This window comes from Dyella sp. OK004, assembly GCF_900114495.1.
Taxonomy (GTDB): Bacteria; Pseudomonadota; Gammaproteobacteria; order Xanthomonadales; family Rhodanobacteraceae; genus Dyella_D.
In genome coordinates this window covers 1142217-1157536 of record NZ_FOZI01000001.1, presented here as the reverse complement: position 1 = coordinate 1157536, position 15320 = coordinate 1142217, and the positions used below count along the sequence as shown (strand labels likewise).

Sequence of the window (15320 nt, the reverse complement as noted above, 5' to 3'; positions counted from 1 at the left end):
CTTTTGCAGCGGGCGCAAGTGTGCCGCATGCGCATGTGGTGATGAAGTGAGCGGCGGCACAGGCGCTTACTTTGGCGGCAAGGACCGGACGAATTCGAGCGCGGACTCCACTAGCTGGTGACGCAGTGGGTCGTCCCCATATGCCTCCGGCGCGGCTCTTACCCAGCCCTGCATGGGCCGGTCGCGCGAGATCATCGGGGCAATGCCTGGCAGGCGCAGCGCCCAGGCATCGTTGCCTTTGCCGAGCCGTACGAGCAGGCCATCATCGCGAGCGCCGCAAAGCAGGTTGCCGTGCAGCAGCCAGGCCCAGCCGCCGAACATGGCTTTCTGGGTGAGGCCAGGGACGTCGCTTAGCTCATCGCTCAGCAGTTCTTCCAGACCTTTATCGCGGGCCATGGCCGTGCTCCGATGGTTTGGCTCTCAATCATTTCGCGCGAGCGCAGATGCAGGGCTGAGCATTGATCATCTCAGCGCCCTTACCGTTTTGAACGGCTAGAAACACAGGCGCAGCGAATGGCTCACTTTGCTTAGGTGACGCATCCAACACATAGAGATATGTCACCTGACGCTTCCCTTACAGTGTGAACAAATCAGTCAGCGATTGCCTTGTCATAGGCGATCATCCATGAGATTCTTCAATCGTATGTTCTTACGTCGCTATCTCCACGTCATCGCCTTCGCACTCATGGGTTGCTTCAGCGCCATGATGGTGGTCGCGCATGCGGCGAGCGACATGCAGGTTTCCGGGATGAATGCGGCGTCGATGTCGCTTTGCGCCGATGAATTCGCCCAGACCGGCGATCCGTCACCCGCGGAATGCCACGTCGACGACAGCTCTCCTTGCATTGATGATTTGCTGGAGAGTGTGGCGTCGGTTTTCCCCCTGAGCGTGCGCAATGAGCGTGCTCAGACGCCTTTTCTCGTGCAGTGGCGCAACGCCACCATCACGCAGCTGTCGCCACCTCCCGACGCCTGAAGCCAGCGACTGACGAGCGTTGCTGTCTGTCGCTCGTTGCCTGACGCACCACGCGCCGCATACGCGGTCATGCCCCGATGTTTCATCGATTACGACGCGACTGATTGTTGCGCCGGGCGGGTGTCTGCGTCTTTGAACTAGATCGCGCATTGATTGTTGAACAACTTCTTGAGCATCCGGTTGCCACCGGTGCGCGGTTACCGCGCACGCGTTCGAAGCGATCGGCATGCCCAACCTGCGGAGGAAGTCGCCATGCCTTCTCCGATCCATCGATAAGGAATACACGTGAAAAAAAGATCGACACTACTGATGACCGCCACGGCGCTCGCGCTCACCAGCGGCCTGGCATGGGCCAATTCGAACACTGCCAACGATCACCGGGCGGTGGATTACCCCTCGCAGATCGGCCCCAACGGCGTCGCCACCCCTGCCGATCCCAAAGGCGCTGACATGCAAGCGGAAGCGCATCAGCGCAAGGCGATGGCGGATCGTCCGCTGGCGGCTGGCGCTTTGGTACAGGAGCCTGGCTATTACCGGGCCATCGGCAGCGACGGTAAACATGGCCGTTATGTCGTGCGGCTATCCAGCGGCGAAACCGCGCCGTCGCAAAAGCAGGTTGATCAGAAGGGACGTTACTTTTCGCCCGATCACTGGCGCTGGGAGGCCGACGCCAGCAGCGTGACGCGCGCCCTGGTGAGTACGCCGTGTCCCAAGAGCGGCCAATGGTTCGCCGAAGTGCCCATCGACGTGCAGAACTACAGCCACTTTCACGACGTGACCGTTACCTGCGAGAAGGGCGCCATGCTGCCGAATTTGAATATCGGCGATCCGTACGACGAAGCGCGCGTGCGCTGGGTGTGGATCGGCCCAGCGGGCCATCTGCAGCGCGCTTCGCGCTGAAGGAAACTTCGAAGAACCTCTTCTTGCTCGTCATCCCGGCTTTCGCCGGAATGACGAGCTTGAAAGTCAGTTATTCGAGAGTCCTTGAATGAGCAAAAGGGCGCGCCTATAACGGCGCGCCCTTTTTTCTATATCGACTTCGTGCTGTTCCGAACGCTTTACCGCTCTGACGAATGAAATGGGTGTCGCGTTGTCATAACGTCCACAAACAAACGCCGCCTCGTCTGGCGGCCGGCGAAGCACCGCTCTTCGCTTTCAGTTTGAGTTTGCAGGCCGGGCAGATCAGGTGACCGCCATTCGGTTGCAGCACCGATTTCGTACCCTGCTCGTAGCACTGAACACACAGGTCGTGGGCCGCGTCGGCGCGGTCATGAGTGCCCCTGAAACGATACACCAGCCCGCCCAGGGGCAACGCGTGCAAAACATATTGCTGACGGTCCAGCATGGCCCGCTTCATCTCGCTAACTTCCTGTTTCAGCGCGTCGCGCTCATCCAGCAGGCTGGTGTAGGCGATCTGCATGGACACCAACTGTTGCTGGATGTCCGCCATAACGCCGAAGAGATCGGTGGTCCGGTGCTGGATGCCATCCAGTGTCTGCGCCGACGCAATTTCCTTGGCGATGTCCGAACCGGTTTTGATGGCGCCGAGCGCCGAGGTAATTCTTGCAAGCATGGGTGTGTCCCGATACGGCAGCTCAGATCTTGTGTTTGGTGAGTACGCCATCGCGATAGGCGTAGACCTCGAAGTAGTGTTTGCCGATCGCGTGAACCTCTTCGAGCATCACGGTATCGGCGCCTTCACTCAGCAACAGGGCGTGCTGCTGTTTGTCCCGGGGCAGTTGTTCCAGCGAAACGACGCGTTCCACCTCGAAGCCTTCGCTGTACTTGAACTCCATCGAGAACGCGGCGTCGCGCCATTGCAGCGTGCCGTGCCATCCATTCCGCTTGGCTTCCGCCTGCATGGCGATGCCTTCCTGTCTGGCGAGTCCGTTCCCTGCATGGCCCAGCATGGCGATGCCGGAAAGCACCATCGCGCCATAGCCGATGCGTTTGAAGAGATGCTCGCTCAAGTAAGGCAGCACTTTGCGTATGGCCCCTGTGGCCAACAGTGCGGCCAGGCCGATCAGCAGGCCGTAGAGCACGGCTGCTTGCGTAAGCAGGCCAAACAAGGCGTAGAGCACCACCTTGATCGCGTGCAGGATGATTTCGTTGGCGGCACGCGTGGCGATCACCTGTTCCTTGGTCAGCCCGTGGCGCAGATAAAAGCGATTGAAGAGCAGCCCTACCGCACCGGTCAGCCCCGAAACGAATCCCGCAGCAGCACCGATCAGCATCAGCGTGCCCTTTGCCGATTTGCGATCTGCTGTAGCGCCAGCGCGATCGGGTTTGATCAGTAGCGGCAAGTTGGCCAACAGGAAGACTCCCATCGCCAGCTGCAGATAGAGCGGATTGGCATAGCTCAGCAACCACGCGCCCAGCCACACCGCGGGGATGGCCGCCGGAACGAACCAGCGCACCATGGTCCAGTCAATGCGCTTGAAGAACAGCGCAAGCCGCGAACTCGAACTGATTGCACTGCCGATCGATAACGCCGCCGGCACCTGGGGTGATGGCAGGGCCAACCCAAGCATGGGCATCAGCAGCAGACCGGCGCCACCGCCGCTCAATGCGCTGATGCCGAACGCCAGAAAGGCGAGTGCGAATATCCCAATAGCCGTGACTAACACCGGCTGGACTCCTTTGCGTCGAGGCGATATTCCATCTGGATGTCACGCAGCCCTCCCCTGCCGGTGCCCATGATCAGCACCGGTAGGAGAGCGCTCGGCTAACTCAGGCGGCCTTTCTGGCCGTACCTTCCACTCGGCGTTCCAGTTCGATCCAGTCGACCACCAGTTCGCAGCCGCGTGTGCCGGCATTGCGACTCCAATCGCGCAATAGCTCAAAGCTGGCCTGATCCACGTGATGCAGTTCGTCCATCACCAGATGCACGCGCGTGTTCGGCGGCACCTGTTCCAGCGTGCGTGCCATGGACGGCACCTTGAGGAAGGTGGCGATACCGGTCAGACGCAGCGAAGCCGAGCCGGGCTCTTCGTGTTGGCCCAGGTTGACCTTGAGGCGCGAAGACAACAACGCGAGCCGGAACAGCGACAAGGCAAAGCCCACCAGCACGCCAGCCAGCAGGTCGGTGGCAACGATGGCCAAGGTGGTTGCCACGTAGATAAACGCGGTGCCTTTGCCGTAAGCCGCGAAGTGCTTCACCTGCTTGAAGTTGATCATCTTCACGCCGGTGTAGACCAGGATGCCGGCCAGACAGGACACCGGCGTCATGCGCATCAGCCACGGCAACAGCATGGCGAACACCAGGATCCAGCCGCCGTGCAACACCGCCGCCATGCGTGTGGCGGAACCCGCCTGCACATTGGCTGCGCTGCGCACGATCACGCCGGTCATCGGCAATGCACCCACCATGCCGCACAGCAGATTGCCGACGCCTTGCGCGGTTAGTTCGCGGTCGTAGTGGGTGCGGGCGCCGTCATGCATGCGATCTACTGCAGCGGCCGACAACAGCGTTTCAGCGCTGGCGATGAAGGCGAATGTCAGCGCGGCCACCAGCAGTGACGGCTCAAGCAGTCGCCCCATATCGCTGAAACCCGGCAGCGAGATGGCCGACAACAGATTGCTCGGCACATCGACCTTGTTGACGCCAATGCCCTGGAACTGCACGAACGCGGTCACCGCGACCACGGCCAGCAGCGCGCCGGGAACGAAGCGCAGCTTCTGCGGCCGCAGTTTTTCCCAGCCGAGCATGATCGCGATGGTGGCTACGCCGACACCCAGCGCGGCCAGGCCCGTACCCCCGCCGGTGAATACGTCGGCGAGTGCACCCGGTAACGCGGTGAAGTTTTCCAGGCCACGCGCCAGCGGTGTGGCATCGAGCATTACATGCGCCTGCGAAGCCACGATCAGGATGCCGATGCCGGACAACATGCCGGCGACCACGGCCGGCGATGTCATGCGGAACCAGATGCCGACGCGGCACAGGCCGGCGGCAATCTGGATCAGGCCCGCCAGCAACACCACTGGGCCAAGTGCTCCGACGCCATGTTCGCGTACCAGCTCGAACACCAGCACCGCGAGTCCCGCGGCGGGCCCGCTGACCTGCAGTGGCGAGCCGGCGATCACGCCGACCACGATGCCGCCGATGATGCCGGTGATCAGGCCCGCCGCTGGCGGCATGCCCGAGGCGATGGCGATGCCCATGCATAAGGGCAACGCCACCAGGAACACCACAATCGAACCGAGCAAGTCACGCCCGAACAGGTTCGATGAGAAGTAAGCACGCATATCGTTCTCCTCAGAGCGTGGGCGTCATGGCCATGGCGAACCGCGCATGCGGTGTCGCCTCGGGCACGTCGCGGCTGGTGGGATCGAACGGCGTGAACTTCCCGGCTGCTGCGTCGAACATCCGCAGCTCGGCATGGACAATGTCGTAAATCCAGCCATGAATGCTCAGGCTGCCGTTGGCCATGGCCGCTGCCACAGCAGGCAGGGTGCGTAGATGTTCCAGCTGACCGACGACGTTTTCTTCGGTGAGGCGCTTCAAGACTTCGTTGCCTTGCAGGTCGGGGCAGTTCTCGGCCACCACGTACCTGGCCACGTCAGCGTGTTTCAGCCATGCCGCTACGGAAGGCATGTGCGCGATTTTTTCCGGAGCCTGTAGCGCCTTCATGGCGCCGCAATCCGAGTGGCCGCAGATGACAATGTGGCGTACCTGCAGCACTTTCACAGCGTACTCGATGGCTGCCACCACGCCACTGACGTGCTGGGCATACGGCGGCACGATGTTGCCGATGTTGCGATACACGAAGATGTCTCCGGGCACTACCGAAAAAATCATCTCCGGCATCACGCGCGAATCCGCGCAGGTAATGAACAGGGTGTGGGGGCTCTGCCCGGTCGCCAGCTTTTTGAACAGCTCACGTTGTTCCGGAAACACAGTGCGGCGAAAGTGCTCAAAGCCTTCAAGTAAACGTTCCATGATGGAATCTCCGATCCAATAGGGGGCGCGACGGCTCTTTTGGCCGCCTGGGGGTGTTCAGAGAGAAGCGGGCTCTGCGCGGGGACGCACAAGAGCTCAGGCAGGTGGGGGCTGCCTGGGGGCGCACGGGAAGTTCTCCATCATCAGCTCATTGCTGCGACGGAGGCGCATGCGGAAGATCAGACGTTGGGCGGTGGGGTAATCAGCCCGTTGAGGCCGTCGTGAAGCGTGGGGGCAGGGGCGCTGGCAATGGATGGCGCAGGCACGTTCCAGGTAAGCCAGATGGACGGTTCGACCAGGATGTCATCCAGGCACTGGTCGTCGACCACGCACTTACCGTCCTGCCCAGGGGCATCGTCGTGATCCAGGGGATCCAGCGTCGATGCCGTCGACGTCAGCGTCGACGAACCGGACAAGTCCAGCTTGTTCACGCTTTGCGTCATCGAGGCAAGCGTCAGCAGCGCACCAAAAAGGCATGCCAGCATGATGACGAGAGCTTTGGGAGCGCGGCGCAAGAACATACGCAAGAAGATACGCATTCTTGCGGTCATTGTGCAAGGCGCAAGTGTCGATTTATCCCTCCGAAGCTAAACACTTCCGTGCGTCGCGCTCATCTTCGGCAGCGGCTTTGATGCCCGGATCGATCGGGAAATAAAGGCAGTTTCTCGCGTTTTCATAAAGGCATGGGCCATGGCAATGCCGCTTCCCGTTCTGCTGGAGTGTCATAAAAACGACATTCACGGCGCCTAGGCTGGCCGCCATCGAGGCGTCGCAAATTCTTGCTGATCGCGCTCGACGCAGAGGCAAAAATACATCCGGGATGGCCTCTACCCCTTCGGTTTCGATCCATGCCATGGAGGCAACCCACGCGTCGTTGGCGCCCTGGTGGTGGCCGGCGGCTTCGTCCCCTCACGAGTTGGAACCACTGTGAAGAAAAAGACCCTTGCATCCATGCTCTGGACGATGGGCGCCGCGGCCTTGTCTGAGACCTCTCCCGCAGCGGCGCTCGATCTCTACGTCGACCGCAAGACGCAACAGATCTTTGCCGAGCCGGGCCCGGGTCGCGTACGACTCGGCAGCTTTGTCCAGGTCGACGAGCAAAGCGGCGAGTCGCAGACCGCGAAATCTCCCGTTGCCACGCCGGCTACCGGAACGGCCACGGTGACTGCCGCGCCAACGGCCCCGAGCACTCCCGCGGCAAAGCCCGCTGCGAAGAAGTGGTACGACCGTATCGCGCTGCGCGGCTATATGCAGATGCGCTACAACCAGGACGTAGGCGGCGATGCGGGCCTGCTGCGCGCGCCGGGCGACCGCTTCATCGGTGACAACCAGGGCTTCGGTATCCGGCGTGCGCGCGTCGTGTTGAGCGGCGACATCACCGATCAAGTCTCGTTCTATCTGCAGCCCGATTTCGGCAGCACGCCATCCGGATCGAGCACCTCGAACTTCGCCCAGTTGCGCGATGCCTATGCCGACATCTACTTCGACAAAGATCGCGAATATCGGGTGCGTGCCGGCCAGTCGAAAGTGCCCTACGGCTGGGAAAATCTGCAGTCCAGCCAGAACCGGATCGCGCCGGATCGCGCTGATGCACTCAATTCCGGTGTGCGCGACGAGCGCGATATGGGCCTGTTTTTCTACTACACACCCAGGCCGATCCAGGAGCGTTTCCAGTACCTAGTCAAATCCGGTCTGAAAGGTTCGGGCGATTACGGCATCGTCGGGTTGGGTTTCTACAACGGCCAGGGCGCCAATCGGGCGGAGCGCAACAACAGCCTGCACACCGTGCTGCACCTGACCTATCCCTTCAAGTTCGCCAACGGGCAATACCTGGAAGTGGGCGCTGACGCTTACACCGGCCGCTTCAAGGTCGCAGCACCCAGCAGCATTTCATTCAACGGACAGAACTTCACGCCCGTCGACACCGCGCCCAAGGACGGTTCACTCGACCAGCGCGTGGCGGTACACGTGATCTATTACCCGCAGCCTTTCGGCTTGCAGGCCGAGTGGACCACGGGACGTGGTCCGCAGCTCGACCTTGGCAAGCGCCAGATTGCGACACGCTCTCTGCGGGGTGGCTACGTGCAGGCCATGTACAAGATCGACCACGGCACGATCGGCACGCTGAAGCCCTACGTCAAATGGCAAACCTATCGGGGCGCGTCGAAGTTCGATACCAATGCCCCGCGCATGTTGGTCAACGAAACGGAAGTGGGTGTGGAATGGCAGCCGTCCTCCGCGGTGGAGCTTGCCGTGGCCTACGCCAACATGCGCCGCACCAACGTCAGCGAAGCACCCTATCGCCGGGTGATGGGCGACCTGCTGCGCCTGCAGTTGCAGGTCAATTACTGAGCCGCGTCGAACGTCCGCCGCATCGAGTTCTTGTAAAGGTCTCGGTGCGGCAGGCATAGTCGTCCGGTAGCACGTGATGCCGGGAGAGTGCATGCGGGTCCGTCTGGAAGATGTAGCGCGCGCGACGGGCGTGTCGCCCAAGACGGTTTCCCGCGTCTTGAACGAGGAGCCGTCGGTCAAGGAATCCACGCGCCAGCGCGTGCTTGCCGCGATGGAATCGATGAACTATCGCCCCAGCCCCGCCGCGCGCGGTTTGGCCGGGAGCCGTTCGTTCCTTGTCGCCATGCTGTACGACAACAACGACAATCCTGCGTCGACCTATCTCGCGGAAATCCAGGATGGTGTGCTCGATGTCTGCGATGCAAACCGCTACAGCATGATGGTGTGTCCGCTGCGTTTGCGCGGGAAAGACTTCATTCGCCGCCTCGACGCGCTGGTGGCGGAGCACCATATCGATGGCGTCATCATGACGCCGCCGCTCACGGATGACGCCCCGTTGCTACACCGACTCAAGGAGCATGGCGTACCGCATGCCAGCATCTCGCCGCAGCGTCGCGAGGGCTCGATCGGCGTATGCATGGATGAGCCGCAAGCGGCCAAAGCACTGGTGCAGCATTTGATCGAGCTGGGGCACCGGCGTATTGCCCACATCGTGGGTATCGCCAACCATGGTGCGAGTCGCTGGCGATTGCAGGGGTACAAAGAAGCGTTGACCGCGGCTGGCCTGCCCTACGATCCCGACTACGTGGTCCAGGGCGAATTCACCTTCGGGTCCGGGGTGATGGCGGCGCGCGAGTTGTTCGCACTGCCGCAGTTTCCTACCGCTATTTTCGCCGCCAACGACGACATGGCCGCCGGCGTGATGTGGGCGGCGTACGAACGCGGCTTGAAAGTGCCGCGCGATCTGTCGGTATGTGGATTCGACGACACGCCCATGGCGACCCAGCTGTGGCCGCCGCTGACCACGGTGCGGCAGCCCAGCCGCGAGATGGGTAAGCTCGCCGCGTTGCAGCTCATGGAATTGCTGCGAGGGCGCGGTACGGGACTGCTGGTGCAGGTTCCCTATTCGCTGCAGTTGCGCGAATCGACAGCGGCGCCGCCACAAGCGCAAGGCTAATCCGCCAACCGGGTCGTGCACGGCTTTGGAATGGCGACATCCCTGGCCCTGTCCGCCCTGTCGTGGGGGCGGTCAATTACCACCTGTTTATCAGCGGCTTGACGGCACGCGGTGTGCTGCGGCGCCAATTGACAGCGCTGTCATTTCTGTCAGGCTGCCCAGCCTGGCGGCTCCGAGGGGTACGCTAGTTTTCTATCTTGATAGGGAGAGAAGCGTGCTGGAGTCCATCCGTCGTTTGCGTGTTGTCCCGACTGTGCTGGCCATGGCCTTGACCTGTTTGCCATTCGGACCTGCCCTGGCTGCGGAATCTACGGCCGTGCATCCCGATCAATGGCCCAGCGCCAAATGGCCGCTGCCGCGAGATGCGGCGCTCGAGCAACGGGTCGCGTCGCTGATGGCGAAGATGACCGTCGAAGAGAAAGTCGGCCAGTTGATCCAGGCCGATATTCTCAGCGTGACGCCGGAGGACATACGCAAGTATCGGCTCGGCTCGATCCTGGCCGGAGGCAATTCCAAGCCGTCCGGTCTGCGCACTGTCAACGCACAACAATGGCAGGCGTTGGCCGATGCCTTTTATCGCGCCGCGATGGACACCAGTGGTGGCCACGTAGCGATTCCGCTGCTGTTCGGCATTGATGCCGTGCACGGGCACAACAACACCATCGGCGCCACGCTGTTCCCGCAGAACGCGGCGCTGGGTAATGCGCACGATCCGGAATTGATCCGAGAGATCGGCGCCGCTACCGCTGCCGAAGTGCGCGCCACCGGTATCAACTGGACCTTCGCGCCGACGCTGGCGGTGCCACAGGACGAGCGCTGGGGGCGCGCCTATGAAGGCTATTCGCAGGATCCGCAACTCGTCGCGTCATACGCGACGGCAATGATCGAGGGGCTGCAGGGTAAGGTGGGCACGCCGCAGTTTCTCGATAGCTCGCACGTGATCGCATCAGCCAAGCACTTTCTCGGCGACGGCGGCACCAAGGACGGCAAGGATCAAGGCGACACTGAAGTCAGCGAGGCCGTGCTGAGCAAACTGCACGCCGCAGGCTACACGCCGGCGATCGATGCCGGTGTGCAGACAGTGATGGCTTCGTACTCGAGTTGGAACGGCCAGAAGATGCACGGCAACAAAGCCCTGCTGACTGGAGTGCTCAAGCAGCGCATGGATTTCCAGGGCTTTGTGATCGGCGATTGGAATGGACACGGACAGGTGCCTGGCTGCCACAACGACGATTGCCCCATTGCGATCAATGCTGGTGTGGACATGCTGATGGCGCCGGATAGCTGGCGCGGCCTGTACGACCACACGCTGGCCGAGGTGAAGGCGGGCGCGATTCCGATGGCGCGTGTGGACGATGCGGTGGCACGCATCCTGCGCGTGAAGTTCCGCGCGGGCCTGTTTGAGGCCGGCATGCCGTCGGCCCAGCCGCTCGCCGCAAAGTCGGCCGAGGTGGTCGGCAGCCCCGCGCATCGCGCGATTGCGCGGCGTGCCGTGCGCGAATCGCTGGTGCTGTTGAAGAACAACGGCGGCGTACTGCCGCTCGATCCGCGCAAACGCATCCTGGTGGCCGGCGATGGTGCGGACAACATCTCGCGCCAGAGCGGTGGATGGACGCTCACCTGGCAGGGTGTGGGCCTGAAGAATGAAGATTTCCCCGGCGCGCAGTCGATCGGTGCCGGCATTGCCGAACAGGTGAGCGCGGCCGGTGGGCAGGTGGAAATCGCGGCTGATGGTCGCTATGGAAGCAAGCCCGATACGGCGGTGGTGGTGTTCGGCGAGGACCCCTATGCCGAGTTCCAGGGCGACTTGCCCAACCTGCTTTACCGGCCGGGCGATGAACATGACCTCGAGTTGATCCGCCGTTTGCGTGGCGATGGCATTCCGGTGGTGGCGGTATTCCTCAGCGGCCGTGCGCTATGGGTGAATCGCGAGATCAATGCGGCCGATGCCTTTGTCGCCGCGTGGTTGCCCGGCAGCGAAGGTGGCGGCGTGGCCGACGTGTTGCTGCGCACGCGCGATGGCCGTATCGCGCATGACTTTCACGGCAAGCTCGCTTACGCCTGGCCGCGCAGCGGCGTGCATGGGCAAGGCGCGCCACAGTTTCCGCTCGGCTACGGCCTGAGCTATGCGGATCGCGTTACGTTGCCTGCATTGTCTGAAGTCTCCGGCATCAGCGGAGAGCAGACTTCGGTGGGCAATTACTTCGAACGCGGCAAGGCCGTACACGACTATACCTTCAGTCTTGTGGGCGCCGATGGTGCTTCGGTGGCAGGCAACGTGTCGCCGATGACGACCGCTGACGGCAGCCTGCGCATGACGGCGCTCGACTACAGGGTACAAGAGGATTCGCGGCGCTTTAGCTGGAGCAAGGACGGGGCGGAGTTGGTGATTGCCGCGCGTGCACCGATCAATCTCGATCGCCAGACAAATGGTGACCTGCTGCTGGTGACGACGCTGCGTGTGGACGCGTTGTCGACATCGGGCGCCTGGATTGGCATGGGTTGCGGCAAGGGTTGCCAGGGACATGTTGTGCTGGGTACGCAGCTGGCCACGCTGACACCAGGGAAGTGGGTGCGCATCGGCGTGCCGCTCAAATGTTTCCATGCCGCTGGTGCCGATATGCACCGTATCGACCAGCCTTTTGTATGGGGTGCGGGCAAGGGTGCATCGCTGGCGATCTCTCGTGTCGCACTGGGTGCGGACGCGGACCAGGTCATCGACTGCGCCAAGTAATGCCGCCCCGGCGTTGCCGCCGGGGCGTATGTGGCTCGGTGGTCCGCAGATAGGCAGCCATTGCCTTGAAGCCCACTTGCTGTGCGTCATGGGCATAGCTGCAAGTGGCAATAAATATCATTTATATCAATAATTTAATGAGAAAGTGACGCGTGCTGCTGCGCGTCAAGCTTCTGCGGTAGGACAGTTCTATCATTGGTAATGACAGCGCTGTCATTTTCAGGATTAAGCAATCGCGTGCCGCCGGGGGATGGTGGCAAACACCTATAGACGATCTGGAGGGGAGGCTTCCATGAAGTTGCGCTATTCGGCTTTGTATATCGCCATGACACTCGTGCTTGCACCGGGCGCAGTGCTCGCGGCAGATCCGCAGGATGCTTCACCGCAGAATTCGTCGGCGCAGAACGCGCCCTCGCCGAGCCGAGCCTCGGCGGAAAAGAAGATCAAGCAACTCGACGCGATCGAAGTCAGCGCAACCAAGCGCGAAACGCCACTACAGAAGACGCCGGTCGCCGTCAGCGCCATCACCCCGGACACGCTCGACAAGGAGCGCGTGATGACGGTGCAGGATCTGTCCAAGTTGGTGCCGGGCCTGCAAGCGACTTCGCAGGGCGACCACGGCGTAGTTACGCTGACCATGCGCGGCATCGGCAACGACAGCGCGAAGACCGAGTATGCCGATCCCGAGGTGGCCACGTTTGTTGATGGCGTGTACGCGGCGCGCGCCGAAGCGGCAGCCGGGTTGCTGCTGGATATGGACAGTGTGGAAGCGCTACGTGGCCCCCAAGGCACGCTGTGGGGCCGCAACTCCACCGCGGGCGCGATCAGCTTCCAGACGGCCAAACCCGACATCAGCGCCGGCTTCTATGGCAATGCGCAGATCGAGGCCGGCAACTACAACCTGATGAGTGCGCGCGCGGCGGTGAATCTGCCGATCAGCAACACGTTTGCGATGCGCGTGGCGGTGGTGCATGTGCAGCACGACGGCTACGTCGACTATCAGAACCCCGCCAGCCAGCTGCCCGGCGTGGCTCAGCAGCGGGCGGCATACCTTGCATCAGGCGGCAACCCTGCGAAGTTCCGGCCGATCGATCCGAGCTTGTTCGTGCAGGGCGGTAACAAATACAACTCGCAAGACCAGTCGGCTGCACGCGTCAGTGCGCTGTGGCAGCCCAATGACACGTTGAAGTGGAACGTCTCGTACGAGTACTTCCTCGATCGCGGCACGCCCAACATGAGTCTGATGCAGACGCCGCGCCAAGGGCAGGAGTTCTGGTCCGCGCTGATCGACACGGCGCCGTACTTGCACCGCAACTCTGGCACCCTGCGCAGCCGCGTCGACTGGAACATCAACGACGGCATGCAGTTCAGCTACATCGCTGGCTACAACCGCTTCTCCGGCAAGAGTCAGTTCGATCAGGATTCTGGCGTGCAGGTGCCCACCAGCTTCGCCACCGGCGCTTCGTCGCAGAATGACCGCACCAACTTTTCCAACTACAAGAGCTATAGCCACGAGTTCGATTTGAAGTCGGTCGGGCAGCAGACTGTCGACTGGATCGTCGGTGCGTACTACGGTTACGAAGATAACAACATCCGCTTCGACATCCCGATCATGAACGGCACAATGGCGTCCGAATCGGTGTCGTGGCAGGGCTCGTTTATCCAGCCCAAGGAAACGGTGAAGTCGACGGCAGTGTTCGGCCAGGCAACCTGGCACATGTCCGATCATTGGCGCCTCACCGGAGGCCTGCGCTGGTCGGACGACGTGAAGAAGAACGTCGACGGCCGTGGCTGGGGTTGGGCTTATGACGCCACGGTGCCGCAGGTGCCGATCGCGCCGAGCACTTATCCAAGCCCGGCCACCGGCTTCAACATCTCAACCCGCAACGACGCGAGATACAGTGATAGCCGGCTGACTTGGCTCGCTCGCGTGGATACCGACATCGGCGAGCACGGCTTGCTGTATGGCAGCGTTTCCACTGGCTACAAATCTGGCGGCACACAGGACGCCGGCACGCTGTACAAGCCCGAGACACTGACCAACTACGAGATCGGCACCAAGTTCGTGTTCCTCGACGGTCGCCTGACCTGGAACACCGCGGCGTATTACGAGGACTTCAAGAACTTCCAGTTGTCCGCGCCGATCACTTATCCGGATGGCAACCGCGGCCTGGGCTTCAACAACGTGAAGGGCAGCACCAAGGTGGCGGGCCTGGAGTCGGAGTTGGCGTTTCAGCAGAAGGACGATCGCGCCAACCTGATCCTCTCGGTGATCCCGAAGAAGAAGCTCGGCACGTTGATTTACGCCGGCAGCAACGACTACCAGGGCCTGCCGCGGTGCGCACCGCAGTCGGGCATCTCCGCGTGCACGGACATCTCCGGCAACGACCTGCCGCACGCGCCCACGTTCTCACTCACGGCGATCTACGAGCACGATTTCCACCTGGGCAACGGCGGCCGCCTGACGCCGCGCTTCAGCGGCCAATATCAGAGCGATCAATGGCTGAGCACCTTCAACCTGGGCGATGGCGACAAGCAAAAAGCGTATTTCCGTGGCGACCTCGCCCTGCGCTACACCGAGCCGCAGGATCGCTGGTGGGCTAGTGCGTACGTGCAGAACGTCACCGATGGTCGCGTGCGCACCAGTGCGGGACGTTTCGCGATGCCTGACGGTAGCTTCCAGTACGTTTCCCAGTATCTGGCGCCGCGCACGTTTGGTGTGCAGCTCGGGGTGTGGTTCTGAGCGGAGGACTCGATGGATGGTGGGCCCACCATCCATCTACTTAGAAGCGTAATACCTTGTGGCACAAGGATAGTGCCGGCGCTAAAGCTTCAGATGTACCACCAAATGTACCACCCGCGGATTGATGCTTAGGCTCAATGCCTATGCCCTAGCTGGTATGGCGAGCGTCGATGATGTCTCGTGCCAACGCCCTGAGTAGCGCAGCGAATTCTCCGTGGTTTATGGCCTTATTTTTGGCCTTTCGCAGGTGCAGGCGGAGCTGCCGGTCTTGGCGCAGGAGCCGGAGCCTTCGCCTGTGGCGCACGCGGCATCTGAGCGCTCGGCGCGCCGCGCCAATTGCCACTGGGTTGGACCCTGCTCATCAGGGCCGAAGGCATGCCGTCAGTGGCAAAAACGGTTGGCGTCTTCTTTTGGGTCATGGCGTAGTTCCTTGGTACATCGTTAGGTGATGTGAGCCGT

13 protein-coding genes are annotated in these 15320 nt (G+C 61.9%); 6 read left to right on the top strand and 7 right to left on the bottom strand.

What is annotated here, in order from left to right; translation table 11 throughout:
• Positions 1-66: 66 nt before the first annotated feature.
• On the bottom strand, positions 67-396 hold the full coding sequence (locus BM338_RS05145; protein WP_090449723.1) for a TfoX/Sxy family protein: 330 nt from the start codon (positions 394-396) through the stop codon (positions 67-69).
• Positions 397-625: 229 nt separating this feature from the next.
• Here BM338_RS05145 and BM338_RS05140 point away from each other — a divergent pair, with 229 nt between their 5' ends.
• Both BM338_RS05140 and BM338_RS05135 read left to right on the top strand, forming a co-directional pair.
• Positions 626-976, top strand: a complete 351-nt coding sequence (locus BM338_RS05140; protein ID WP_143109251.1) for a hypothetical protein — start codon at positions 626-628, stop codon at positions 974-976.
• Positions 977-1261: 285 nt separating this feature from the next.
• Positions 1262-1876, top strand: coding sequence for a hypothetical protein (locus BM338_RS05135; RefSeq protein WP_143109250.1), 615 nt, complete (start codon positions 1262-1264; stop codon positions 1874-1876).
• A 193-nt stretch (positions 1877-2069) separates the two neighbouring features.
• Here BM338_RS05135 and BM338_RS05130 read toward each other — a convergent pair whose 3' ends face one another.
• The 6 genes from BM338_RS05130 to BM338_RS21320 all read right to left on the bottom strand — a co-directional run bounded on the left by BM338_RS05130 (position 2070) and on the right by BM338_RS21320 (position 6770).
• Positions 2070-2549, bottom strand: a complete 480-nt coding sequence (locus tag BM338_RS05130; RefSeq protein WP_090449720.1) for a hypothetical protein — start codon at positions 2547-2549, stop codon at positions 2070-2072.
• 22 nt (positions 2550-2571) lie between these two features.
• Positions 2572-3603 (bottom strand): sulfite exporter TauE/SafE family protein, encoded by a 1032-nt coding sequence (locus BM338_RS05125; RefSeq protein ID WP_090449719.1) that lies wholly within the window; start codon positions 3601-3603, stop codon positions 2572-2574.
• 103 nt (positions 3604-3706) lie between these two features.
• Positions 3707-5221: a SulP family inorganic anion transporter gene (locus BM338_RS05120; protein WP_090449718.1), complete on the bottom strand. Its 1515-nt coding sequence runs from the start codon at positions 5219-5221 to the stop codon at positions 3707-3709.
• 10 nt (positions 5222-5231) lie between these two features.
• Positions 5232-5915 (bottom strand): carbonic anhydrase, encoded by a 684-nt coding sequence (locus BM338_RS05115; RefSeq protein ID WP_090449717.1) that lies wholly within the window; start codon positions 5913-5915, stop codon positions 5232-5234.
• Positions 5916-6094: 179 nt separating this feature from the next.
• A complete protein-coding gene (locus BM338_RS05110; RefSeq protein ID WP_090449716.1) occupies positions 6095-6454 on the bottom strand; it encodes a hypothetical protein in 360 nt (119 codons plus the stop codon).
• A gap of 34 nt (positions 6455-6488) precedes the next feature.
• Positions 6489-6770 (bottom strand): hypothetical protein, encoded by a 282-nt coding sequence (locus BM338_RS21320; RefSeq protein WP_143109249.1) that lies wholly within the window; start codon positions 6768-6770, stop codon positions 6489-6491.
• A 72-nt stretch (positions 6771-6842) separates the two neighbouring features.
• Between BM338_RS21320 and BM338_RS05105 the strand changes: the two genes are divergently transcribed.
• The 4 genes from BM338_RS05105 to BM338_RS05090 all read left to right on the top strand — a co-directional run bounded on the left by BM338_RS05105 (position 6843) and on the right by BM338_RS05090 (position 14861).
• On the top strand, positions 6843-8267 hold the full coding sequence (locus BM338_RS05105; protein ID WP_090449715.1) for a porin: 1425 nt from the start codon (positions 6843-6845) through the stop codon (positions 8265-8267).
• 91 nt (positions 8268-8358) lie between these two features.
• Positions 8359-9384 carry a LacI family DNA-binding transcriptional regulator gene (locus tag BM338_RS05100; RefSeq protein ID WP_090449714.1) on the top strand — a complete coding sequence of 342 codons (1026 nt, stop codon included), beginning with the start codon at positions 8359-8361 and terminating at the stop codon, positions 9382-9384.
• A gap of 262 nt (positions 9385-9646) precedes the next feature.
• Positions 9647-12118, top strand: coding sequence for a glycoside hydrolase family 3 protein (locus tag BM338_RS05095; RefSeq protein WP_090450121.1), 2472 nt, complete (start codon positions 9647-9649; stop codon positions 12116-12118).
• A 292-nt stretch (positions 12119-12410) separates the two neighbouring features.
• Positions 12411-14861 (top strand): TonB-dependent receptor, encoded by a 2451-nt coding sequence (locus BM338_RS05090; protein ID WP_090449713.1) that lies wholly within the window; start codon positions 12411-12413, stop codon positions 14859-14861.
• The last annotated feature ends 459 nt before the right edge of the window (positions 14862-15320 follow it).